At 70.6% G+C, this 23,241-nt stretch carries 15 protein-coding genes; 6 read left to right on the top strand and 9 right to left on the bottom strand.

Translation table 11 applies throughout. The features are described 5' to 3' along the window. Positions 1 to 170: 170 nt before the first annotated feature. The 9 genes from GBZ48_RS25655 to GBZ48_RS25695 all read right to left on the bottom strand — a co-directional run bounded on the left by GBZ48_RS25655 (position 171) and on the right by GBZ48_RS25695 (position 7,130). Positions 171 to 1,043 (bottom strand): metal ABC transporter substrate-binding protein, encoded by an 873-nt coding sequence (locus tag GBZ48_RS25655; RefSeq protein ID WP_174473609.1) that lies wholly within the window; start codon positions 1,041 to 1,043, stop codon positions 171 to 173. Then, positions 1,040 to 1,930, bottom strand: a complete 891-nt coding sequence (locus GBZ48_RS25660) for a metal ABC transporter permease (RefSeq protein WP_174473610.1) — start codon at positions 1,928 to 1,930, stop codon at positions 1,040 to 1,042. The genes GBZ48_RS25655 and GBZ48_RS25660 overlap by 4 nt, the downstream gene beginning before the upstream one ends. Then, complete coding sequence (locus tag GBZ48_RS25665; protein WP_246307450.1) at positions 1,927 to 2,694, bottom strand: metal ABC transporter ATP-binding protein; 768 nt, start codon at positions 2,692 to 2,694, stop codon at positions 1,927 to 1,929. Before GBZ48_RS25665 ends, GBZ48_RS25660 begins: the two co-directional genes overlap by 4 nt. Further along, positions 2,691 to 3,632 (bottom strand): metal ABC transporter solute-binding protein, Zn/Mn family, encoded by a 942-nt coding sequence (locus tag GBZ48_RS25670; protein WP_174473611.1) that lies wholly within the window; start codon positions 3,630 to 3,632, stop codon positions 2,691 to 2,693. The genes GBZ48_RS25665 and GBZ48_RS25670 overlap by 4 nt, the downstream gene beginning before the upstream one ends. 24 nt (positions 3,633 to 3,656) lie before the next feature. Then, a complete protein-coding gene (locus GBZ48_RS25675) occupies positions 3,657 to 4,268 on the bottom strand; it encodes a DUF6162 family protein (RefSeq protein ID WP_174473612.1) in 612 nt (203 codons plus the stop codon). A 13-nt stretch (positions 4,269 to 4,281) separates the two neighbouring features. Next, positions 4,282 to 4,605, bottom strand: a complete 324-nt coding sequence (locus tag GBZ48_RS25680; protein ID WP_174473613.1) for a hypothetical protein — start codon at positions 4,603 to 4,605, stop codon at positions 4,282 to 4,284. Continuing rightward, the gene (locus GBZ48_RS25685; RefSeq protein ID WP_174473614.1) at positions 4,602 to 5,060 is read right to left on the bottom strand and encodes a hypothetical protein; all 459 of its coding nucleotides are present in this window, start codon (positions 5,058 to 5,060) and stop codon (positions 4,602 to 4,604) included. Before GBZ48_RS25685 ends, GBZ48_RS25680 begins: the two co-directional genes overlap by 4 nt. A 7-nt stretch (positions 5,061 to 5,067) precedes the next feature. Next, complete coding sequence (locus GBZ48_RS25690) at positions 5,068 to 6,204, bottom strand: PepSY-associated TM helix domain-containing protein (RefSeq protein ID WP_174473615.1); 1,137 nt, start codon at positions 6,202 to 6,204, stop codon at positions 5,068 to 5,070. Positions 6,205 to 6,353: 149 nt separating this feature from the next. Further along, positions 6,354 to 7,130 (bottom strand): aspartyl/asparaginyl beta-hydroxylase domain-containing protein, encoded by a 777-nt coding sequence (locus tag GBZ48_RS25695; RefSeq protein WP_174473616.1) that lies wholly within the window; start codon positions 7,128 to 7,130, stop codon positions 6,354 to 6,356. Positions 7,131 to 7,574: 444 nt separating this feature from the next. Between GBZ48_RS25695 and GBZ48_RS25700 the strand changes: the two genes are divergently transcribed. From GBZ48_RS25700 to GBZ48_RS25725, 6 genes are all read left to right on the top strand, one after another. Next, on the top strand, positions 7,575 to 8,234 hold the full coding sequence (locus tag GBZ48_RS25700) for a hypothetical protein (RefSeq protein ID WP_174473617.1): 660 nt from the start codon (positions 7,575 to 7,577) through the stop codon (positions 8,232 to 8,234). A gap of 10 nt (positions 8,235 to 8,244) precedes the next feature. Continuing rightward, positions 8,245 to 8,907: a hypothetical protein gene (locus GBZ48_RS25705; protein WP_174473618.1), complete on the top strand. Its 663-nt coding sequence runs from the start codon at positions 8,245 to 8,247 to the stop codon at positions 8,905 to 8,907. Positions 8,908 to 8,946: 39 nt separating this feature from the next. Further along, positions 8,947 to 9,693: a PE-PGRS family protein gene (locus GBZ48_RS25710; RefSeq protein ID WP_174473619.1), complete on the top strand. Its 747-nt coding sequence runs from the start codon at positions 8,947 to 8,949 to the stop codon at positions 9,691 to 9,693. 120 nt (positions 9,694 to 9,813) lie between these two features. After that, entirely contained in the window at positions 9,814 to 12,387 is a 2,574-nt protein-coding gene (locus GBZ48_RS25715) for a lipase family protein (RefSeq protein WP_174473620.1), read from the top strand. A gap of 21 nt (positions 12,388 to 12,408) precedes the next feature. After that, entirely contained in the window at positions 12,409 to 13,464 is a 1,056-nt protein-coding gene (locus GBZ48_RS25720) for a hypothetical protein (RefSeq protein ID WP_174473621.1), read from the top strand. A 5-nt stretch (positions 13,465 to 13,469) separates the two neighbouring features. Continuing rightward, a complete protein-coding gene (locus GBZ48_RS25725; protein ID WP_174473622.1) occupies positions 13,470 to 23,231 on the top strand; it encodes a DUF6603 domain-containing protein in 9,762 nt (3,253 codons plus the stop codon). Positions 23,232 to 23,241: the final 10 nt, after the last annotated feature.

Below are 23,241 nucleotides of genomic sequence, written 5' to 3' on the forward strand. Positions count from 1 at the left end.
TTTCTACTCGCCTAACTGTCTACCTGTCTTCTGCGCTCTCCTATCACCGCGTGCATCCATATTCTTGTATTTTTTTTTTCAATGACCCCGCCACCCCCGAGCATCCCCCCCTCTCTTTTCGTCGGCAGCGTCAGATGTTTATAAGAGACGGGGCAGTGAGGGGGCGGGGCTCAGCGCAGCCCCGCCTCCAGCTGTTCGGCGATCTTCGCCAGGGCGGTCTCGATGGCGGCGGGGGGACCGCTTTCCAGGCTGTCCAGAACGATCAGGCGGGCGCCGCCGTCGGCGACGGTCTGGGCGATCTCCGGGGCCGGCCGGCGGTGGTGGAGCACCGCCGGGATGCGCTCGGCCCTGAGGAAGGCGGTCAGTTCGGCCAGACGCTCCGGCGTCCAGTCGCGGTCGTCGCGGGTCCAGACCTTGCGCAGGTCGAGGCCGAAATCGGCGGCGAGCATGGCGAAGCGGTCGGACAGCGCCGCCACCGACGGGTCGGGCAGTGCTGCGAAGCTCTGCGCCGTCTGCGAGGACAGCGCCAGCAGGTTGCGCTTCACCGTGGCGAGGTTGGCGTCGATGGCGGCGGCCGAGGCCGGGTAGAGGCGTCGCAGGTCGGCGGCCAGGATGTCGGCCATCCGCCCGGCATTGGCGACGCCCAGCCAGGGGAAGGCGGCGCCGTCGCGCAGCGCGATGCCGGGCAGGGCGCCGTCCAGCGGCCGGGCGGCGTCGATCTCGACCAGCCGGATGTTGGCGCGCCGCGCCAGCGGATAGAGCGGATCCTCCGCCCAGACCGAACGCAGGGTCAGCACCGCGTCGGCCTTGCGCGCCGCCTCGGCGAACCTGGCCTCGCCGCGCCCGCTGAGGAAGGACTGCTGGCGGCCCATCGGGATGGCGGGCGGCACCGCCGCCTCGACCTCCACCGCCGTGCCGCGGGTCAGCGCCTGGGCCAGCCCGGCGGTGACCGGATGCCCGGCCAGCACGGTTTCGGCGCCGGCGGTCTGCGCGACCGGGGCCGTCGCCAGCAGCAGGAGTGCTGCGAGCGTGACACGTTTCATCCCTCGTCCCCTCTCATGACCAGACGCGCCAGCAGCGCGCCGAGGAACAGCAGCCCGGCCGCCAGGATGATGGCGCCGCCCGACGGCACCGGCAGGGCGAGCTGCACCGGCAGCAGGATGCCGGCCACCGCCGCGATGCTGGCGAAGGCGACCGACAGCAGGAAGAAGCCGCGCAGCGACGTGGCGACGACGCGGGCGGCGGCGGCCGGGATCACCAGCAGGGCGCCGACCAGGATGGCGCCGATGATCTTGACCGAGGCGACGGTGACCACCGTCACCAGCATGATGAACAGATAGTCGAGCCGCTTCACCGGCACGCCGCGCACCCGCGCCAGCGCCGGGTTGAAGCTGGCCAGCAGCAGACGGTTGAACAGCGCCAGCATCGGCAGGGTGACCCCGGCGGCCACCGCCAGCAGCACCGTCAGGTCGCGGTCGTCCACCGTCAGCACCGAGCCGAACAGCACGTTTTCCAGGATGTGGATGTTGACCCGGCTTGCCAGGACCAGCAGCAGGCTGGCGCCGAGCGCCAGCGACACCGACAGGAAGACGCCGATCAGCGTGTCGGAGGTCAGGTTGCTGCGGTTGCGCGTGTAGTTGACCAGCAGCGCGAACAGCAGGCAGTAGCCGAACAGGCTGGCATAGGGGCCGGTGTAGGGCTCCCCCGCCAGAATGCCGATGGCGACCCCGGTCAAGGCGGCGTGGCCGACCGCTTCGGAGAAGAAGGCCAGCCGCTTGGTCACCACCAGCGTGCCGAGCCCGCCCAGCACCGGGCCGATGACCAGACCGGAGAGCAGCGCGTTGACCAGAAAGCCGTGGGTCAGCCCGGCGGGCAGCCACCCGGCCGCGGCCCAGCCCTGGATCAGGGCGCGCAGGGTTTCGAAGCTCATGACGCCAATGCCCCGGCCATGGTGCGGGGGGCGGCGGAGAACAGGCCGAGCACCCGTTCGGGCGACAGCATCTCCGGCGGCGGGCCGTCGAACAGCAAGCGCCGGTTCAGCCCCGACACCCGCGTCGCCAGCCGCCGCACCTGGGCGAGGTCGTGCTCGACCCACAGGATGGTGGTGCCGGCAGCGGTCAGCTCGGCCAGCAGGGTTTCGAAGATGGCGACGCCGGCCTCGTCGAGCGCGGTCATCGGCTCGTCGAGGACGATCAGGTCGGGCGCCGGGATCAGTGCCTGGGCGAGCAGCACACGCTGGCGCTCGCCGCCCGACAGGGCGCCGAAGCGGCGGCGGCCCTTGCCGGCCATGCCGACGCGGGCCAGCGCCTCGCCGTAGCCGAGCCGGCGGTCCGGTCCGAGGAAGGCGGGGCGGCGCTGGCACAGCACGGCCAGAAAATCCTCCACCGTCAGCGGCAGGCCGCGGTCGAACTCGACCGCCTGCGGCACGTAGGCGATGGTGCCGGGACCCTCCCTTCCGCCATCCCCCGGCCAGTCGAGCCGGATGGTGCCGCGGTGGGGCGCCTGTCCCAGCAGGGCGCGGATCAGCGATGACTTGCCGCCGCCGTTGGGGCCGACCACCGCATGGACGGCGCCGGGAGCCACGGCGAGCGAGACCTGTTCGAGGATGGCGGTGCGGCCGAGCGTCAGGTCGACGCGGTCGAACAGGATGGCGGGGCCGTTCGCTCTCCTGCCGCTCGGTCCCATGCCGCTCATTGGCCGGTCTCCAGCATCGCCTGGACCAGCGTGTCCATGTTGCGGGTCATCTCGCGCTCGAACTGGTCGGCGGCGTAGTCGCCATGCGAGATGTGGGAGAAGCAGTAGAGCCGGATGCCGGTCTCGCGGCGGATCGTCTCGACATAGGCGCTGGGGAAGTTCAGCTCCGAGAAGATCACCTGCACGTCGAGCCTGCGCATCGTCGCGATGGTCTCGGCAAGCTGGGCCGGGCTGGGCTCGATGCCGTGAGCCGGCTCGACGACGGCGGAGACCTCCAGCCCGAACTCCCGCAGCAGATAGTCGTAGGCGCCGTGGATGGTGGCGACCCGCAGGCGGGTGTCGCCGGCGCTGGCCAGCTTGCCCAGCGCGTCGGCGCGCAACTGGCGCAGCCGGCGGGAGTAGGTTCGGGCGTTGGCGGTGTAGGCCCCGGCGTTGGCCGGGTCGAGCCGCCCCAGCTCGCGGGCGATGGTGGCGACCTGAAGAACCGAGCCGGTGATCGACAGGAAGCTGTGCGGGTTGACGACCTTGCCCGAGGCCCGCGCCGCCGACTGCGCCGCCGACTGCGCCATTGACCCGGCAGCGGGCAGCAGCGGCACGTCGGCGTTGGCCTCGACCACCGGCAGGCCAGGCTTGGACGAGGCGGCGATCATCCGTCCGGCGAAATCGTCGTGGCCGATGCCGTTCAGCACGATGGCGTCGAGGCTGCCGATGCGCTGGATGTCCTCCGGCCGCGGCTCGTAGGCATGCGGGTTGAAGCCGGCGGGGATGATCGGCACCACCTCGGCCATGTTGCCGACGATGTTGGCGACATAGGAATAATAGGGGTGCAGGGTGATGCCGAAGCGCTTGCGGTCGGCGGCGCCGGCAGCGCCGGCGCGAAGGACACCGGCCGCCAGGGTGGCGGCGAGGAAGCGGCGGCGGTTAAGGGAAAGGCTCATCGGATCGCACTCATCGGGTCGCGCTCATCGGGTCACACCGGCGGTGAAGGTGGAGGTGATCCGCTTCCAGCCGGCGGCGGCCAGCGACGCCTCGTCGAGGCGGGCGGGCGGCGCCTCGGCGGCGCGCTTCAGCCAGATCCCGGGGCCATGGCCGTCCCCGTGCCTGTCCCCGTGCCCGTCGTCTTGCCGGTCCAGCAGCAGGACCAGCGACCCCGCTATTCCGGGATCGGCGGACAGGCCGGCATAGGCGACCGTCCCGCCGGCTTCCGCCAGGGTCCAGACATGGCCGCCGCGCGCCGCGGCGCTGGCGTCGGCGGCGAAGGGCGGCAAAGCCTGGGCCGCCAGCTCGGCCGGGGAGGGCGCCCGGCCGTTGGACGTGCCGTCGGCCGGGCGCAGGGCTGCGATCTCGGCGGCGATCTCGTAGGCCGCCATTTTGAGGTCGGCGTGCAGCCCCTGTTCGGCGGCAGTCAGGGCGGTGCGGGAATCGATCTGGTGGGGGGCCAGGGCGGCCTCCGCTTCCGGTGCCGGCCGCAGTCCGACCGCCGCCGTGGCGGTGGCGAGGATCAGACCGGCGGCGAGCAGGACCCACAGGGTCTCGCGCTCGGCACCGGCGCGGTGGACGATCTGGTGATGCATGGGGGGAAGAGCCCTATTTGATGGCGCTGTGCTCGATCTCGACCGTGTGGCCGGGGCCGGCATCGAACAGCACGTAGAAATCCTGGGCCGGGCGCGGGAAGGACAGGGTGGAGTCCTCGCCCAGCCTGCCCTTGACCAGCACCTGCTCGTCGTAGGCGATCACGTCCAGCACCACGCCGGGCGCCTTCGAGCCGTCGGAGAAGCCGCCGGTGCAGACCACCGTCTGGCCGTCCGCCATCCTGCACTCGCAGACCGGGTAATGGGCGTGGGCGGCGGTGGCGGCGCACAGGGCCGACAGGGCGGCGGCGACCGCCAGGACATGAATACGGGCAGTCATCGCTTTCCTCCCAGAAAACCGGCCAGCGGGGTCGAGGTCTGATGGATTCGTCCGCTCCAGTCCTCGACCGTCACCCACAGCTCCTCGGTTCCGGCCGGCTCGGCCGGCACCGCCACCTCGGCCTCACGCTCGTATGGGTTGCCGAATCCCAGCGCACCCGCGGCGCGCAGGTTCCGCGGCTTGCCGACGCGCAGGAAGACGCCGCGCACCTTGTCGATGTCGGCCGGGCGGAGATGGACGTGGTACTCCTTCATCCATTCGCCGTTGCCGGCCCAATGCGGCGACTCGTCGTAGGTGACGAGCGTGATCGGGAAGGGGCCGGCGCTGACGTCCCGGCGGATCTCGGGCGGGGCGAAGATCGGCTTCGGGCTGAAATAGTTCGGCAGGAAGGGAAGCGGCACCAGCATCATCAGCGCGCTGAGATGGAATTTGCCGCGGTGCCAAAATCCAGGCATTGAAAATTTACGCATTGGAGGATGCCCTCGCCGTCCTCAGCCCGCGCACCGCCTCGGCGGTGGCGCGCGCCGTCCGCTTGGTCCAGATCAGCATGCCGCTGAACACCAGCAGGCTCATCAGCGAGCCGAAGGCGAACCAGATCAGCTTGACCGGCAGGCCGCCGAAATCGCCGGTGTGGAGCGCCCGCATGATGGTGCGGGTCAGTTCGACGCCAGAGGCGCCCTCCAGCCCGCCCTCCACAACGATCACTTCGGAGGTGTAGGGGTTGACGCGGACGATGTCCGGCAGCAGCGGCACCTGCCCGCTGGAGCCGATCACCGACGCCGTGTCGTAGGCGGTGCCGGGCAGCCGCAGGTAGCGCAGCCGCATGTCGGGCAGGGCGGCCATGGCTGCGGCCACGACGGCGTCGGCGTCGGTTTTCGGCCGGGCCGCCGACACGGGAATCTGGTCGCGGGCGACCATCACCGGCGCCTTGCCGCCGCCCAGCCCGATGCCGAGATGGAACAGGGCGATGTAGATCAGGAACCACAGGCTGGTGATGGAGATCACGGCGATGAACCAGATCGACCAGGTGCCGGCGACGCGGTGCAGGTCGCCCCACATCACGCGGGGTGCCTGCCTCCAGCGGATGCGCGGCTGGTAGAAGGATTTCCAGAAGCGTTTGTAGACCACGAGCCCGGTGACGAGCGAGCCGGCCAGCGGGATGGCCAGAGCCGTCACCAGATACCAGCCGGTCGGGTAGGTCATCAGCCAGCCGTGCAGCGCCCGGATGAACTGGCGGAACGAGGTGCCGGGGGACAGGCCCTGGACCACGCCGGTCACCGGGTTGACCCAGGCGGTGGTGAAGGTGCCGTCGGGCAGCGCCATCTCGGCGCCCACCGCCATGTGGGAGCCGCCCCAGCTCAGCGACTCGACCCGCCCGCCGGGTGCCGCCGCTTCGGCCGCGGCGATCAGCGCGCCCGGCGGCAGCGGCTGCCCCCCGCCCGACGCCCGCATCGACGGATCGACCAGCCACGTGATCTCGGTGCTGACCACGGCGATGGTGCCGGTGACGCAGATGAAAAACAGGAAGGCCCAGATCGGCATCGCCAGCCAGGAATGCCACAGGAACCACAGCCGCGTGCGCGACTTGCCAGCGCTCATCTCGATCCTCTCCGCAAGGGACATCCTCGCCCTTTCCCCTCAGACGAACGGGCGGGCCTCGCGCCTCAGGATGAAATGCGAAGGATTCTCATTTTTTCGGATGCGGGTCGAAATGCGGGCGCAAGCCTGTCCGTGGCGGCCGTCCCTATTCAGCGGCTGGGCGGCGGCACCAGCGCATCCATGGTGCGGACGATGCGGGGCGCATAATGCAGCGAGGCCATCGTCGCCATGCCCTTGGCCACCATCCGCAAGGGGGCCGGCATCGGGCGCGCGACATCGATCATCAGGATCGCGCGCAGTTCCGGGCTGTCGTTGACCACCTCGTGATCCCAGGAATCGTCGAACAGCACGCTTTCGCGCTCCTTCCATTCATGGATGCGGTCCTTCACCCGGATGTGCGGCGGCCGGACCGTCGGCACGCGCAATGCCAGGTGATAGCGCAGATACATGCGCGACGGCCCTTCATGGGCGCGCACGCTCTTGCCCGGCTCCAGAATCGAGAACATCGCCTGATAGACGCCGGGAATATCCCGGACCAGCTCCAGCGTGCGCGGCGCCAGCGTCCGGGCAGCCTGCGGCACACGGCCGAAACAGGTCAGCATGAACACGCTCCACCGCCGGTCGCGTTGCAGCCGTCCCGACGAGTGGATCACGTCGGTGTCGATGCTGTGGTAGGAGGGCAGCCGCTCGTAGGCGGCCAGCACCTGATCGAATTCGCCGCGGATGGTGTCGTAGGCCGCATCGATCCGGCGCAGAACGGGCATTTCCCGGTCGATGTCGTGGAACACCGGACGGGACTCACCGCCGGTGTGCAGGTCGAACAGCGGGTTGAGCAGCGCTCCGGACTTGTAGAGCGACATGTTGCGGCGCCAGCGCCGCAGGGTCGGGATCAGCCCGTTGGGATCGGTCTTCTGCAGGGTCAGCATACTGGAGTCCCCTTGGAAACAAGGATGATGGGAGGCGGGCCGCCAGAACACCGGCCCTCGCGGCCTCCTGATCGGCCGGGTTGTGCGCTAATCTCCACTATATAGACATATGTTTTGCTTCGATGTCCACGGGGTGTGGAGATATTTCATAATCATACACAGGCATTGATTTTAAAAAATTGCCCACATTGGTGTGATTTTAAACAGTACATTCGCATGCAAATGGACTTTAGATTTCAAATTGTTGTCATAGTTCTGATAATCGAAAAAATTATGTTTGTTTGTTATTGACACAATAAGAGCATCAATTGCACACTTCGCCGGCACATAAAAACAAATACTTTCCCACGAAAGCCGGAACCCGATCGTCAGGCAGCAGCTTGTCGAGCCGCAATGCATCGGCGTGTGTCGGACAAACATCAATATACGAATGGGAGAATAATCGTGAGCTTTGCCTCGTACCGCGAGCAGCATGTCGCATTTCTGAACAAGGCGGTGAAGCCCGTCGACCTGACCCTCGATCAGCTCGAAGGCCGGTCCTTCGGTCCGGAGACCCACAAGGGCCCGATGGTGATCTCCTCCGACCCGTCGGAGGACAATCTGGGCTCCAAGCTGGTCACCCTGCAGTCGGTCCAGCATCTGAAGGACATCGCCGGGATTTCCGACGATCATTTCGCGGCGAACCCGCATGCCGACCGCAGCGTCCGCTACCCGACCCAGCCGGTGCAGACCGATTTCGACAAGGCGATCGAACGGGCGCGCAACGACAACTGCGCGCTGGAGAGCCTGATCCATCCCGCCGACCAGAAGACCATCGGCCAGGCGATGATGGCCTTCATCCACGGCAACAGCCAGAAGGTCAAGGCCTTCGAGCCGGTGATCAACGCCCTGCGCTTCCCCAACCAGGTTCTGCTGACCACCGGCCAGGACATCACCGTCACGCCGGGCAACCCGCTGGTCATCGGCCCCAACAGCCCGTACGTCACCCAGGACCCCGTCCTCGGCGCGGTCGCCATCTTCGGCACCGTCACCGTGCAGCAGGGCGGACAGATCCAGATCCTCATCCCGGTGACCTTCAAGGCCGCCCAGATCAATATGCTGTGAGGGCTGCCCAATGGGTGTCATCTACAACATCACCGTCACCGGTACCAATGGGACGACCGGCACCGGCGGCAGCCCCGGCGGACAGGGTTACTGGGGCAACAATGCCACCGCGGGCGTCTGCGGCGGCAAGAACAACGCGTCCTGCACCACGGCGCCGACCAGCGCGACAAACGGCGGCACCGGCGGCAACGGGACGTCCGGTTCGCCCGGCAGTGACGGCAGCTGCCCGGCGAGCCTGACCTTCCTCGTCGGGACCGTCTCCGGCGCCTTCAATGCCCTGGTCACCGGCGGCAACGGCGGAGCCGGCGGCAATGGCGGCAATGGCGGCGCGGGCGGCAACGGCGGTGCCGGCATCACCGTGGTCGGGTGCTGCCAGAGCCAGTACGGGTCCAGCATGCCGGCTGGCAAGACCGGCACCGCCGGCAACGGCGCCAATGGCGGCGCGGGCGGCAACGGCGCGTCCATCGGCACCGCCATCCTGGTTCTGTACGACGAGATCGTCGGCTCGCCGACCTACAGCCTCGACGCGACGACGTTCGGCCAGGCTGGCGCCGGCGGTGCAGGCGGCAATGCCGGCGGTGCGGGCGGCAGTCCGGGGTCGCCCGGTTCCACCGGCAAGAACACGCCGGCCGGCCAGGGACCGACGATGACCATGCGGCCCAACAACGGCTGACCGCCATCCCACGAACATCGTCGAGAACGGACACCTGACATGACGAACTCGATCAACGCGCAGATCCTGATCAGCGGATCCAGCGGAACCGACGGCGCGGCCGGCACGCCCGGCGGCACGGGAACTCCGGGCGTGGCCGGGAGCCCCGGAAGCGCCACTCCCAAAAAAGGCTGCTGCGGCACCACCTACACCTGCACCTGCGCCACCAACGGCACGGCCGGCGGCGGCGGTGCGGCCGGCGGCAACGGCACCGCCGGCACCTCGGGCGGGGCGCCGCCCCCCTTCATCCTCCATTACGGCAGCCTGTCCGGCTCGCTCACCGTCCTGTCGCAGGGCGGCAACGGCGGCAATGGCGGCGATGGCGGTGTCGGCGGCACCGGGGGCACCGGGGGCGACGGCGGGAAGAACCAGGCCGTCTGCACCGACAGCAGCGGCAAGAATCCGCAATGCCCGACCTCGCAGGGCGGTGCCGGCGGGAACGGCGGCACCGGGGGTGACGGTGCGAACGGCGGCAATGGCGGCAATGGCGGATCGGTGACCGTCTATTGGGACACCGATCCGGGCGACATCCTGGTGCTGACGCCGGGCGGCACCGGCGGGGCCGGAGGCTCTGCCGGCGTGGGCGGTGCCGGCGGTGCCGGCGGTGCCGGCGGCGCGAACGAGGCCGGCGGCAACGCCGTGTCCGGTGCGAACGCCGGCGCCGGCCGTGCGGCAACCCCCGGCAATCCGGGCCAGTCCGGCACCCAGACCATCGTCAGGTATCCCACCGCGGCATCGGCGGCCTGATCGACGGACGGGAGGCGCCGGGCTCGGCTAATCGCTCAGTCCCGGCGCCTCCCGGCGGTTTTCCCCGCCTTTCTTTCCCCATTCCTTCGCCAACATCCTCACGCCGGGAGCCCTGGTGCCATGGGAAGCGTCAGCCAGTATTCTGCGACCACCGCCAACGCCCTGCTCGATCTGGTCGACATTGCGGGCGGAGACCTCAGCCAGGCCTATCTCCCGGCGAACCTGAATCTCGTGACCACCTTTGCCAATGGCTCCGTCACTTCGGGCGGCGGCCAGGGATTGCTTGCCACCGGCACGATGCCCGGCATCGACGGGCCCGTCGCGGTGCTGGCGGTCGCGGTCGACTGGCCCGCCTTCATCGCGTTCTTCGAGCAGTCCTTCCTCACCACCACCACCACACCGCCGCCCTATCTGAATGTCGGCAGCAACGACTCCCTGATCGCCCAGGGCTATTACCTGGCCTACAACGCGATCCACACGCAGATCTGGACGGCAATCGCCAAGCTGAAGCTCGTGCCCGGATACGCCTCGAACGTATCGCTTCTGGTGGTCGGCATGGGTCCGGCCGGGCCGCTGGCGCAGCTGGCCGCCCTCGACCTGCGGCCCGGACAGACCGGCCCGGACGGGAACGGCGGCTCGATGACCAGCCCGGTCGGCGCGGCCGGCTGCTACTCCTTCTCGACCCCGGCCTACGGCAACGCCTCCTATGCGGCGGCGGTGACGGCGGCGCTGGGGTCGGTCTTCCTGTGCAACCTCGATGGCATCGACTTCTATCCGTCGATCGCCGGGGCTCCTGACGGCTTCGCCTACAGCGGAGCGGTCCAGACGCTGACCGCGCCGGTCCCCACCGCCGACGTGCCCTGGCTGGAACGCACGCCGGCCTTCTACCAGACCGCCTACGGCGCGCCGCAGCCGCAGCTGGCCGGGGGCGGAACGGTGACGCCGGTTCCCACGGGCTACAGCGGCGACCTCGCCTACACGCTGGCTCTGCTGACGACGGCGACCTATGGGCGCTTCCAGCATCCGGATCTGTCGCAGCCGCTGCCGTCGGGCTACACGCGGGCGGGCGACGTCGCGGTCAACGGCGTGGTCTGGGCGTCGATCTACACCTCCGGAGACCGCACGGTGGTGGCATCGCGCGGCGCCTGCTCGTGGATCGAGCTTCTGGCCTTCATGGGCAACGGGTCCCTGCTGCCGCTGCCCTGGTTCACCTCCGGCGGGCGCATCCTGCAGGGGCTTTACAGCTTCTATCCAAGCTATGCGGCGGCACTGTTCGCCGCCCTGGCGGGAGTTCCCGGCGTGTCGGGCAAGCCGCTGGTGTTCGCCGGCCATGACTTCGGCGGCGCCCTGGCCGCGCTCGCCGCCTACAATCAGGCTCTGGCTCCCCAAAGCGGCATCCCGACCGCCGCCGCGGTCTACGGTTTCGGCACCGTCCGTTTCGGCGACTACGCCTTCCAGAGCGCCTACCAGACGGCGCTCGGCGGCGTCAGCTACCAGCTCCTGCGGCCGAACGACGTGATCGCGGCCAATCCGGGACTGTCGCTGATGGCTCCGCTGCCGACGACCATGCGGCTTTCCGGCGGGATGCTGAGCCCGGTCAACAGCACCACCGGCCATGCGCTGGCCCTCTACACCTCGCTGCTGAACCCCCAGGCATCGGCGACCGCGCAATCCTTCGCCGCAGTGCGGCCTTCCGCCGGACAGGTGGCCGCATTGCCGGCGAATGCGCGCCGGCTCGGCCTGCTCGCCGCCACCGCAGCACCGCGCATCGTCGCGCCGGCCGGGCCCGAGCTGACGCCCTTCCTGTCCCGGATGGCGGAGTTCCACGGGCTCCATCCCGGGCATCTGGCCGGTCCGGTCCTCAATACCGCGGATCATCAGGGCCGCATCGTGCTGTCCGCCGACCCGAGGGTCAGCACGGTCGCCCCGGCGCAGGTCTTCGCCGGAGGAAGCCGGGTTTTCGCCGCCAACACGATCCTGGTCCGGGCCGGTCAGGCCCTGCATGTCGGCTCGCCCGACAGCCCGGCCTTCCGCCTGCTCGCCCGCTCCATCCTGCTGGAGCCGGGGGCGACCCTGTCGGTCGAAAGCCCGGCGCATCTTGCCGTCGGCTCCATGACCTCCATGGCGGCGAGCGCCGCCGCCACCCCCAACATCACCGTGCTGGGAAACAACGGGACCAACGGCAGCCCGGGATATCAGGGCGCGACAGGGGCTCCCGGTGCTCCCGGCTATCCGGGCGGCACCGGCGGAACGGGACAAAACGGGGGGTGGGGGGCCAACGGCATCCTGCCATCGCCCATTACCTTCTCCGTCGGCACCATCAGCGGCACTTTCATCGTCCGCGTTGTCGGCGGCCAGGGCGGCGACGGCGGCCAGGGTGGGGCTGGAGGTGCCGGCGGCAGCGGCGGCTCCGGTGCCGCCGGCGGCAGGGGCGGCAGCGGCGGCAATGGCGGTCAGGGCGGCAACGGTGGCAACGGCACGGCGATCGTCATCAAGTACGACACCATGGATCCGGGAACCACCGTCGTGTTCCAGGACTTCGGCGGGCTGCGGGGAGCCGGCGGGGCGAGTGGCGCAGGCGGGCCGGGCGGCGCCGGGCAACCCCCCGGCACATCGGGAATTTCGGGCAATCCGGGCCTGCCGGGGCAACCCGGTACCCCGTCGACCCTGCAATTCGTCCCCTCCTCGTCCTGACGGCCGGTTCGGAGCGCTGCCATGTCCACCAAGACCCTGCCCGACAAGGCCGAGGCGTCCGCCGCCGTGCCCGAAAAGCCCGCCGTGGTCTCCAGCTGGCCCAGGCCGGCGAAGAACCGGGTGATCGATCCCTTCAACCCGCCCTTGCCGCGCTATTCCGGGCCGCAGACCATCGCCCACGAGGAGATGCCGGCGGACGCCCGCGCCTTCATGGACCGCCAGCTGTCCTTCCTCGGCATCGACCCGGAGAGCTTCCGGCGGCGCTGGCTCGACAGCGCCCGGCACGGATCGGCCATCCGGATTTCCTGGGTGCCCGAACGCTCCTTCGTCGAGCCGGCGCAGACCTTCCGCCACACCTGGGTGCGCTATGCGCTGGACGGCATCGTCCTGCGCCCCGGCGCCGAGCTGACGCTGGAAACGCCGTTCGGCGACCCGGTGGAGCTGTATGTGCATCGGCTGACCCTGATGGAGGGCGCGCGGCTGACGGTACAGGGCGGAGCGGCCCGGCTGGTGGTCGGGCAGCTGGTCGGCGCGCGGCCGGAAACGGCGGACAGCGTCGAACCGGCGACGCTGCTGCTCACCAGCGCCGACGGTCGCGACGGCGACCCCGGCGCCAGCGGCGGGCATGCCGGCGAGCCGGGTCTGAACGGCATGCCGTTGCGGGACATGGCGGTCACCGTCCACACGGTGACCGGGCGGTCCCGGCTGCTGGTGCGGCCGGGCCGCGGCGGCAATGGCGGCGGCGGCGGCAATGGCGGGCCGGGGACCTACGGCCATGCCGTAGCACTCTACCGGATGGGCCGGGGCGGCGACGGCGGCCATGGTGGCGAGGGCGGCGACGGCGGGGCCGGCGGCGATGCCGGCCTGCTGCGGCTCGACGTGCATGTCCGCCAGCCGGGGTCCGCCTTCGAGCTCGACGTCGCGGACGGCGCGCCCGGCGCCGGCGGCATGGGGGGAGCCGGCGGGGCCGGGGGGATCGGCCTTCCCGATGGACTGACAGGACATGCCGGACGCGACGGAGCGCCGGGCCGGCCGGGCCGGCCGGCGCTGGTGCAATGGCTTCGCACAGGGGAGTGACACCCGTGACCATAGAGCCCGAGACCACAGAGACCGCGCGCACCGGCATCGTTCCGGCGCGCTCCAATGCGCTGCGGGGGGCCGCAGCCGCGGATCTTCTGGCCGAGAATCTTCTGGCCGTCGACCTGACCAGTGCGACCAGCCCCATCCTGATCGAGGCGGCGGGCGTCGAGGCTCCGGCCATCCAGCTTGCGGTCGCCTGCGGGCTTCTGCTGCCGGTGGATGGGCAGGAGGGCGTCTACCAGCTCAACCCCGACTGGTTCACCGACCCGGTCGGCATGACCGGCCAGGGAATGAGCGAGAACGCCGTCACGCTGGCCTTGGTGATCGCCCAGCTGATCGGCCAGGCCTCGGGCAGTTCGCTCGGCATTCCGGTGCGGGAGCCGGGGGCGCTGGGGACCTGGTATCCGATCAACAAGCCCGGCACCGACACGCCGAGCGGCCTCTATCTGGCGACCCAGCCGGTGTCGTCCGACAGCAACGGCAGCGGCGAGCCGCCGACGGTGTTCGGCCTCGGCGTCATGTACACCACCACGGTGACGCTGGGGACGACCGAGAAGGCGGAACTGGATCTGGTGGCCGACGGCCCGTCCAGCATCGACCTGAAGGTCTGGGGCATGGTGCCGGTCGCCCTGCTCGGCAACGGCGGCGTCGAGGTGGTGGTCGGGCAGGCCGGCCATCCCTTCACCATGGGCTTCGAGGTCACCGGCAGCGACGGGCCGCTGATCGACGCGGCCGGCTTCTCCTTCACCGGCGTGCGGCTGACGGTCGACCTGTCGCCCGCGACCGATCCGGCGGTGACCGTCTCGCTGGTCATCACGCAGCTGACCCTGCCCACCGCGCCGGGCGCCCGCGACTTCACGCTGGCCGACCTGCAGGCGATCAGCGGCGCCGAGATCCTGGCGACGGCCGCGGCGCTGGCGGTGACGGCGCTGGGCAAGCTGGTCGGCGACCAGCCGTCGCTGTCCTACCTGTTGCCGGCGCTGGGGCTGGGCGCCAGCGTGCCCGGCGTCGACGGCGTGCTGCTGCCGATCCTGCGCTGGGACAGCTTCATCGCCCTGGCGGTGAGCGGCGGCGACGTGGCGCGGCCCTTCGTCGACTGGTTCACCGCACTCGCCACCGACGGGCCGACCCTGTCCGCCTGGATGAAGGCGGTGGGCGGGGCCGTCGGCGGGCTGACCGGCACGGACGCCACGGTGTCGGGAAGCGGCACGCGCGACGATCCGTTCGCTGTGCCCGTCCTCAGCGTGAGCAGCGTCGGCACCCTGCGGCTGACCGCTGGCACCGGGACCGACACGGCGGGCTTGCGCCATTTCTATCCCGGTCTGGCTTTCGCCTCGACGGCGCTGGTGCTGGGCAGCTCCAGCGCGGCGGTGACCGGCAGCGCCGGGCTGGAAATCCTCGATTTCACGCTCGCCACCGGCGGCGGGGTGAAGGGCGTCGCGCCCGGCCGCTTCAAGGCCGGCATCCTGCTTGCCAACAAGGACATCGCCCAGCCGCTCTACAGCGGGACCATCCTCGGCGGCACCTATAGCTTCGGCGCGCTGGCCGGCGGCATGTCGGTCATCGTCGCCGACGGCGGCGCCACCGTCCAGCCCGCCTTCTCGCTGCTGTCGGTGACGACGCCCAACGGCAGCTATCCCACCATCGACCTGACCCAGCCCGGCGACCTCGTCGCGGCGGCCGAGGCCGAGCTGAACGCCGCCATCGGCGATGCCTTTAACGCGCTCTTCGGTCTGGGCACCAACAGCGAGGTCGGACCGTCCCTGGCAGCACTGCTCGGCGTCGCCCCGCCGCCGGACGCCACCGCCTGGCCGTCGTCGCTGACGCCGCCCTTCAGCCTGTCCGGCCTGCCCAGTTCCATCCAGTTCCCGGTCGAGGCGCTGAGCCGCTACTGGGCCGCGCTGATCCGCGGCGACGTCGAGGTCGACGGCCAGCCGCCCTTCTATTTCATGGTCGAAGCCCTGGGCACCGTGCTGCGGCAGGTCGGCGGCGGCAGCGGCGGCGTGACCGGGTCCGGCACCGCCAGCGATCCCTGGAGCATGATTCTGGGTCCGGCGGGCAGCCCGGCGGCGCTGGTCGCCTACATCGCCGACGCACAGACCTCGAATGGCGCCGCCAAGCGGCTGGTGCTGGGCCTCGGCGTCGGCGCGACCCTGCCGATCGCCGGCAACACGCTGGACCTCGCCTTCCGCATCGAGGCGCTGGGGCTCGATGCCGGCGCCTCTGCCGGCCAGGGCATCCGGTCGGCGCAGATCCTGCCGGGCATCGGCGTCTACGGCGCCTTGCCGTCCGGCGTGTCGACGCCCGCGGTGGCCGGAGCCTCGCTGCAGATCGACAAGGGCGGTCTGTCGCTCTATTGGAGCCCCTACGACGGCTGGCACTGGTCGATGTCGGTGGCGGCCCCGACCCTGGTGGTCGACGGCGTGTCGGAGCCGGTCGGCACCGATATGAACTATTCCGACGCCACAGGGCTGTCGCAGCTGGTCACGGATCAGGCCGCCACCTTCGGCGCCATCCTGACCGGGGTGCTGGGCGTGGCGCTCTACCGCGCGCAACGCCGCGGCGGGCTGGCGCTCGACGGCTGGTTGGGGCTGCTGCCCAACCTGGGGCCGTTCATGCCGCAGGGCATCGCCTGGCCCGACGGCATGCCGGTGCTGGCCCCCACCAGCTTCACCGATCCCATCGCCCAAGTCCGGGCACAGCTGAAGTCGGTGCTGTCCACCCCCGACCGCGCCGCCGCGGTGCTGGGCCTGCTGGGCTGGGCAATCGACGGCACCGCCGAAACCGCGGCACCCGTCGCCGGCACCGGCACCCAGCTGGATCCCTACCGGGTGCCGCTCGACGTGCCGTGGAACCTGCAAGGCACGCTGTGGCAGGATTCCGGCCAGACCATGGCGGTCCCCGGACTGTCGACGCTGCTGTCCTACACGGCGGGCGACGTCACCGCGGTGACCAGCGTGCGGCTGGACCCGATGGGCATCTCCTGGATCACCGGCGAGCCGGTTGCCGCATCCGGCGTTCCCGGCCTGTCGGTGCAGACCGTGCTGAGCGGTGCCGGCGGCACCCTGGTCACGGTCGACGGCGTCGCCGTCGAGAGCGTGACGCTGGGCGTCGTGCTGACCATGGACCTGTCGGGCGGAACGGCGAGCTTCGCTGCGACCCCGGTCCTGGCGGCGAAGCAGACCGACGGCACGGTGACGGTGCTGGACGGCACGCTCGATCCGTCGGCCAACAGCGCCCTGCTGTCCATCGTCAACGCCGCCATCGGCGTGGCCGCCGCGGCCTTCAAGGGCGACGAAACCTTCCAACTGGTCTACGGCGTCCTCGCCGACCTCGGGCTGGCGGTGCCGGCGGCCGGCGCCGACGGCCCCTACGGCATCGACCCCGGCGGCTTCACGGCGCTGGTGTCCAGCCCCCTGGGCTTCCTGACCGACCGGCTGATGGCGGCGCTGGCCGACGCGACGGTGCAGCCGCTGCTGTTCCAGGCCATCGACGCGACGCTGGGATTCTCGCTGCCGGCGATGCCGGAGCCGCTGCTGGCGATGCTGGCCGGGCTCGGACTGGTGACCGACGCGGATCACGGCTATGCCGCCAATGCCGAGGCGATCCTGGCGGTCGCCCGCGCCCCCGCTTCCCAGCTGTCGCAGCGCCTGACCGCGCTGCTGTCCGATCCGGATGCCCGCTCGTCGGTCATCGCGGCGATGACGCACGGCTCGCAGAGCTTCACCGTCGGCCCCTGCACCCTGACCACGGCCAACGGCCGGATCATGACGCTGACGCTGCCGCGCGGCGGCTTCACGGTGGGATCGTTCCTTGACCCCTCAATGACCGTGCGCATCGATCTGCAGACCGGCACCATCGCCGCCACGCTGGACTGCTTCCTGCCCGATGCCGGGTTCAGCGTCCTGTCCACCCTGACCTACACGGTCGGCGGCGGTGCGCCCACGGTGACGGTCTCCCTGGTCTGGGGCGACGGTTCGGTCCCGCAGCCCACGCCGCTGGTGATCTGGCCCTTCGACCAGAGCGCCTTCATCGACCAGCTCGCCGCCGTCGGCCCGGCCTATGTGCTGGCGACCTTTGTGGCCGAGGTCGTCGACGACATGCTGCTCGCCAAATATCCGCTGGCGCGCAGCCTGTTCCAGGCGTTCGGACTGGCCGACCCCGATCCCGACACCGGCGTCTGGCAGATGAAGTCGGCGCTCGGGCTGTTCGAGAATCCGGTGGACTGGCTGCTGTCCGACGCGGTGGTCGGCCAGGACGGGCTGCTCAACATCGCGCAGATCCAGAAGGTGCTGGGCAGCCTTCCGTCCGGAACCGCGGGGGGGCTGACCCTGGCGCAGGCGACCAACGGCGTGCTGCTGTCCGGCCTGCCCTATGGGTTGCAGGTGACGGTGACAGCGGACCCGGCGACCGGCCTGTTCACGGTGGCGCCGTCCCTGAGCGAGGCGATGCCCCTGCTGGCCGGGGCGGAATTGCAGTCGATGGGCTTCGGCCTGTCGCTGACCGCCAACTACCAGCCGGGCCTGAGCGGCAGCGGCCTGCTGACCGCCGCCATCCCCGGCCTGGACCAGCCGCTGTTCCTGCAGGGCGGCTACGACAAGGGCTTCACGCTGACGGTCGGCGAGGAGGGCGACGGCAAGCCGGTGCTCGACCTCGTGCCGTTCGGCGGCTGGCAGACCTTCGTCCTCCAGGTCGCCGCCGAAGTGGCGCAGACGCTGTTGCAGACGCTGACCCAGCAACTGCTCGACCAGCTCGCTGCCGAGGGCGACACGACGCTGACGCAGTTCGTCACGGCGCTGCGCAGCACCGCGGCCTCGCTGGACATCGCCGGGCTGGTGCAGTCCCTCATCGCGGCACAGCCCGACGCGGCGGCGCTGGAGGCGGCGGCGCTGGCATGGCTGCGCGAAAGATTGCAGCCGGAGCAGGCCGCCGCCACTGCGTCGGCCGTCGCCGGCCTGTTGCAGCTGGCGCTGAGCGGCGTGTCGAGCGACGGCGGCCTCCTGGTCTATGCGCCGTCCAAATCGGTGCCGGTCACCGTCATGGCCGGCGTGCGCACCGTGGGCGCCGAGACGCTCGCCGGCATCTGGGCGACCCTGTCGGTCACCGCCGCCGACAGCGTGGTGGTGGCGCTGACCCCGACCGGCGTCGGCGTGCCGCTGACCGGCACGCCCGAGGCGCGGGTGCAGTTCGGGCTGTCGGCCCAGGCGATCATCGCGCTCGACCAGGGGCCGGGCCTGACGGTGACCTTCGACAGCGCCGGCGGCGGCATTGCCGCGGCGGTCGACCCTTTGATGAAGGCCGGCGTCTCCAGCAGCCTGAACGCCGAGCTGCTGCCGCTGCCGTTCGGCGTGGCGACGGGCGACGGCTATGCCGGCCGGCTTGAGGCGGCGCTTGCCGTCTGGCTGGAAGGGGTGATGGTGCAGGCGCTGCCGCGCTACGTCTCGGTCGTGGTGCTGAACACCCAGACGGTGGTCAGCTGGCTGAACGCCCCGCTGTTCACCGGCTCGACCCTGACGGCGGGGCAGGTGCTCACCGCCTCGCAGCTTCTGGTGACCGAGGACGGGGCCTATGCGCTGAACGATCTGGCGTCGTTGCAGTCGCTCGGCGTCGAGGGCTTCCTGGCCGGCTTCCTCAAGGCGCTGACCCAGACGCAGATCCAGGTGCTGTCCTTCCCCGACGGCGGCGGCATCTGGCTGGAACCCGGACCGGACGGCAGCTATGGCGTGCGCTTCGCCGCCACTGGCCTGTCCTTGAAGCAGGTGCCCTATCTGGTCTTCCAGCTGGGCGCCACCGACACCGAATGGATCGCGCTGACCGGGGCGGACCCGTCGCAGTACCAGCCGGGCGTCGCGGCCTATCTGCCGGTCGACGGGCTGATCCCCGACTTCACCGCGGTCAAGCTGCGCCTGATCAACATCGGCGTCGATTTCCAGGGCAAGGCGGGCACGCCGCTGGTCGATTTCAGCCGCTTCCAGCTGGCGAAGATCAAGCCGCGCGGCCTGCTGACCTTCGACTTCGCGCAGTCCAACCCCATCACCGCCTATGGCGGCGGCGTCGATGTCGAGGACATCGCCATCTCGCTGGCGCCCGACACGCTGACGCCGGGCGCCAACACCAACCCGGTCGCGCAGAACCTGCTGGGGTCGGGCGACGCCGCTTCGGCCGGCAATCCGGCGGCGAACCCCGGCTTCTCGATGCGTGCCGGCTGGATGTCCGGCGAGGATCTGGGCGTCGAGCTGTACGACAGCAACGGCGGCAGCCAGACCCGCATCTGGCTGCCGGTGCAGCGCAGCTTCGGCCCGGTCCATGCCAACAAGGTCGGCATCGGCTGGGACAACCCGACGAAGATCGGCAGCGTCCTGTTCGACGGCGGCCTGACGCTGGCCGGGCTCGACGTCGAGCTGATCGACCTGTCGGTGAGCGTCAACGTCACCCAGATCACCGACTACAGCCAGTACAGCCTGGATCTGGCGGGATTATCGGTGTCCTTCAGCGGTGGCTCGGTCAGCGTGTCCGGCGGACTGCTGAAGCAGAACAACCCGCTGCGCTACGACGGCCAGCTTCTGGTCAAGGCGGGCAGCTTCTCGCTCTACGCCGTCGGCTCCTTCGCGCTGATCCCGGTCGATCCGGACAAGCCCGACGGCGACAAGGCGGTGTCCTTCTTCGTCTTCCTGAACCTGAACGCGCCGCTGGGCGGCGTGCCGGCCTTCTTCGTCAACGGCGTGGCCGGCGGCTTCTCGGTCAACCGCAACATCATCGTTCCCGATGCCGGGAACATCATGTCCTTCCCGCTGATCCAGGGCGCCATTTCCCAGGCGACCTTCGGCAGCGACCCGACGCCGGCCAGCGCGCTCGCCGTGCTGTCGCAGGACGTCTACCCGCAGATCGGCAGCTATTGGGTCGCCGCCGGCCTGAAATTCTCCAGCTTCCAGATCCTCGACGTCTTCGCCATGCTGCTGGTGAAGTTCGGGCGGGAGTTCGAGATCGACGTCATCGGCGTCGCCACCGCCACCCTGCCGCCGCAGGTCTCGCCCTCCGCGGCGCTGGCCTACATCGAGCTGGCGCTGGTCGCCTCGTTCAAGCCGGACGAGGGCGAGATCTCGGTCACCGCCCAGCTGACCCCCAGCTCGTTCCTGCTGGCGAAGGACTGCAAGCTGACCGGCGGCTTCGCCGCGAAATTCTGGTTCGGCGCGAACCCCTATGCCGGCGACTTCGTCATCACGCTGGGCGGCTACAACCCGTCCTTCCAGCCGCCGGACCATTATCCCAACGTGCCGCGCCTGGGCTTCGACTGGCCGGTGCTGAGCACCTCGGCCATGACGGTCGGCGTGTCGGGCGGCACCTATTTCGCCCTGACGCCGTCGATGATCATGGCCGGCGGCTATCTGAAGGCGCTGTTCAAGGCCGGGCCGCTCAAGGCCTGGTTCAACGCCGGGGCCGACTTCCTGATCGCCTGGCAGCCCTTCTACTATTATGCCGGGGTGCAGGTGTCGGTCGGCGTGTCCTTCGGCTTCGAGGTCGCAGGCGTCAAGGTGACGCTGACCGCCGAGCTGGGGGCCGGGCTGGAGCTGTGGGGGCCGCCCACCGCCGGCAAGGTCAAGGTCAGCTGGTACGTCATCTCCTTCACCATTCCCTTCGGCAACCAGGATCAGGACCTGTCCAGCACCCAGCCGCTGAGCTGGGAGGAGTTCGAGGCGCGGATGCTGCCGCAGCCGGACTCGCAGACGGCTCCCCAGGCTTCTGCCCGGACGGCGTCGATGATGCTGGCGGCGGAGGGAGACGGCACCTCCTCCGGCAACACGGACGGTGCGGACGCCACCCAGGTGGTCGTCAACATCCAGGTCAGCAGCGGCCTGCTGAGCGAGACCGGGGAGTTCGGGCCGACGGTCCAGTCCGCCCCCTTCGCCATCGACCTGCGCTCGGTGATGCCGGCCTCCACCATCACCGTGGCGGAGTCCAGCTATCAGGCCTCCAGCCCGTCGCTCGGCATCCCGCCGATGGATCTGCCGGACATCGCGACCGGGATGGCCGTCACGCTGGAATCGCAGGACGACCAGGGGGTCTGGAGCACCCTGTCCATCGACCGGCCCGGCCTGGCGCCGGCAACCCTGTCCGGCGGTGCGGCGGCGGCGATGTGGTCGACGCAGGCCTTCGACCCGGTGGGCAAGCCGTCCTCCGACTTCATCGCCGGTGCCGCCTTCGGCATGACCCTGGCCGCCACCGGCGACCATGTGGTCGACACGCTGGAGCCGATGGACCTGCTCACCTCCTTCGGCTACGAGCAGGCCGACCCGCTGCCGCTGCCCTTCGCCGTCACCCCCGTCTACACCGCACCGGCGGCGCTGCCGCAGGATGGCCGCTTCGCCGTCCTGATGGGAAGCATCATGGCGCCGACGCCCTCGACCCTGCGCAGCCAGGTGATGCAGGCGCTGGAGGACGCCCAGGTCGCGGTCATCGTCGACCAGAACCTGTCGGTGATGGCCAGCTTCGCCGACCAGATCTTCCAGGCGGCGCCCAGCCTCGCCAAGCTCGGCTTCGACCTTGCGACCTCCGGTCCGCAGGCGCTGGCGGCGCCGCAGCCCAAGCGCGCTGCCAGGGCCGCGGCGGTGGAGGGTCCGCTCGCCCCGCGGCTGCTCGGTTCCTCGCAGGCCTACGCGCTGCCCGCAGCGGCGCCGCGGCGCATCCAGATGGCCGGCGCTGCGGCTGGTGGCGCCGCCCGCAAGGGGTCGGTGCTGCTGCCGGCGCCGCGGGTGGCGATGCGCTGGGCCGATGCCGACGTCCGCCCGACGCGCGGCGGTGCCCGGACGCTCGCCGGTTCCGGAACCGCGCCGTCCGCCATCGAGGCCGGCCTGAGCCTTCAGCCGGGATCGGTCGCGGTGTTCGATGCCGGACGGGGTGCCGGAGCGCCGATGCTGGAATTGCAGGGAGAGACCCCGGTGATGGTCCACGCCTTCGACAAGGCCGGCCGCATCCTGTCCAGCCGTCTGGTCTCGCCGGCCGCCGGCGCTGCCGAGCCTCTGCCGGCCGACACCGCCCGGGTGACGCTGGTCGGGGTGGACAGTGCCGGGACGGCGCCGGTCGCGGGCTGGAACCGGCACAGCACGCTGGTCCAGGCCGACCGCTACACCCTGCTCGGCAGCGGCTGCACCGTGCGGCCCCAGGCCGGACCGCGCCCGCAGCGCGGCTCGCGCGATGCGGCTCCCATCGCGGCACGGGGACCGGTGGAGGGTGTGGCGATGCTGACCCGCAACCGCGTCCAGACCGGCGTCGGCAGCACCGCGCCGGGCTGGGTGGAGACGGTGTTCAGCCACACCGTCGGGACCGTCGCGGTGGTGCTGGACCGCAGGGCGGACGCCGATGCGGTGACGGTGAAGATCGCCGCGACCGGTTCGCCCTGGACGGTCGGGTACGGCGTCGTGGCGACCCCGGTGGCCCGGATCGCCGCCGGCGACGGCACCATCCTGCTCTACGACGCCGCGGCTCTGGCCGCGACGGTGACCTCCGAAGTCGCCGGTGACGGCGAGCGGCATGCCGTCCTGGTGCGCGGCGTCGAGGGTCTGGCCGGCGTCTACGGGCTGGCCGGCACACCGGCCGAGGTGGAGGCCGGCTGGGACGGGCTGTCGCTCCCGGCGCTGGGGCGCAGCGTGGCGCCGCGTCCGGGCCTGGGCCAAGGCCTGGGCCAGGGCCAGGGCCAGGGACGGGCCGGAGCGGCGAAGGCCGGCGGCCCGACCGTGCTGCGGTTCGTCCGCAGCAACGCGGCGTAGGGGTGCGGGT

It is taken from the genome of Azospirillum melinis, assembly GCF_013340935.1.
GTDB lineage: Bacteria > Pseudomonadota > Alphaproteobacteria > Azospirillales > Azospirillaceae > Azospirillum > Azospirillum melinis.

Bases quoted from the DNA above. Each gene is read 5' to 3' on its own strand.
- GBZ48_RS25655 (WP_174473609.1), bottom strand. From the start codon at position 1,043: ATGAAACGTGTCACGCTCGCAGCACTCCTGCTGCTGGCGACGGCCCCG.
- GBZ48_RS25660 (WP_174473610.1), bottom strand. From the start codon at position 1,930: ATGAGCTTCGAAACCCTGCGCGCCCTGATCCAGGGCTGGGCCGCGGCC.
- GBZ48_RS25665 (WP_246307450.1), bottom strand. From the start codon at position 2,694: ATGAGCGGCATGGGACCGAGCGGCAGGAGAGCGAACGGCCCCGCCATC.
- GBZ48_RS25670 (WP_174473611.1), bottom strand. From the start codon at position 3,632: ATGAGCCTTTCCCTTAACCGCCGCCGCTTCCTCGCCGCCACCCTGGCG.
- GBZ48_RS25675 (WP_174473612.1), bottom strand. From the start codon at position 4,268: ATGCATCACCAGATCGTCCACCGCGCCGGTGCCGAGCGCGAGACCCTG.
- GBZ48_RS25680 (WP_174473613.1), bottom strand. From the start codon at position 4,605: ATGACTGCCCGTATTCATGTCCTGGCGGTCGCCGCCGCCCTGTCGGCC.
- GBZ48_RS25685 (WP_174473614.1), bottom strand. From the start codon at position 5,060: ATGCCTGGATTTTGGCACCGCGGCAAATTCCATCTCAGCGCGCTGATG.
- GBZ48_RS25690 (WP_174473615.1), bottom strand. From the start codon at position 6,204: ATGAGCGCTGGCAAGTCGCGCACGCGGCTGTGGTTCCTGTGGCATTCC.
- GBZ48_RS25695 (WP_174473616.1), bottom strand. From the start codon at position 7,130: ATGCTGACCCTGCAGAAGACCGATCCCAACGGGCTGATCCCGACCCTG.
- GBZ48_RS25705 (WP_174473618.1), top strand. From the start codon at position 8,245: ATGGGTGTCATCTACAACATCACCGTCACCGGTACCAATGGGACGACC.
- GBZ48_RS25710 (WP_174473619.1), top strand. From the start codon at position 8,947: ATGACGAACTCGATCAACGCGCAGATCCTGATCAGCGGATCCAGCGGA.
- GBZ48_RS25715 (WP_174473620.1), top strand. From the start codon at position 9,814: ATGGGAAGCGTCAGCCAGTATTCTGCGACCACCGCCAACGCCCTGCTC.
- GBZ48_RS25720 (WP_174473621.1), top strand. From the start codon at position 12,409: ATGTCCACCAAGACCCTGCCCGACAAGGCCGAGGCGTCCGCCGCCGTG.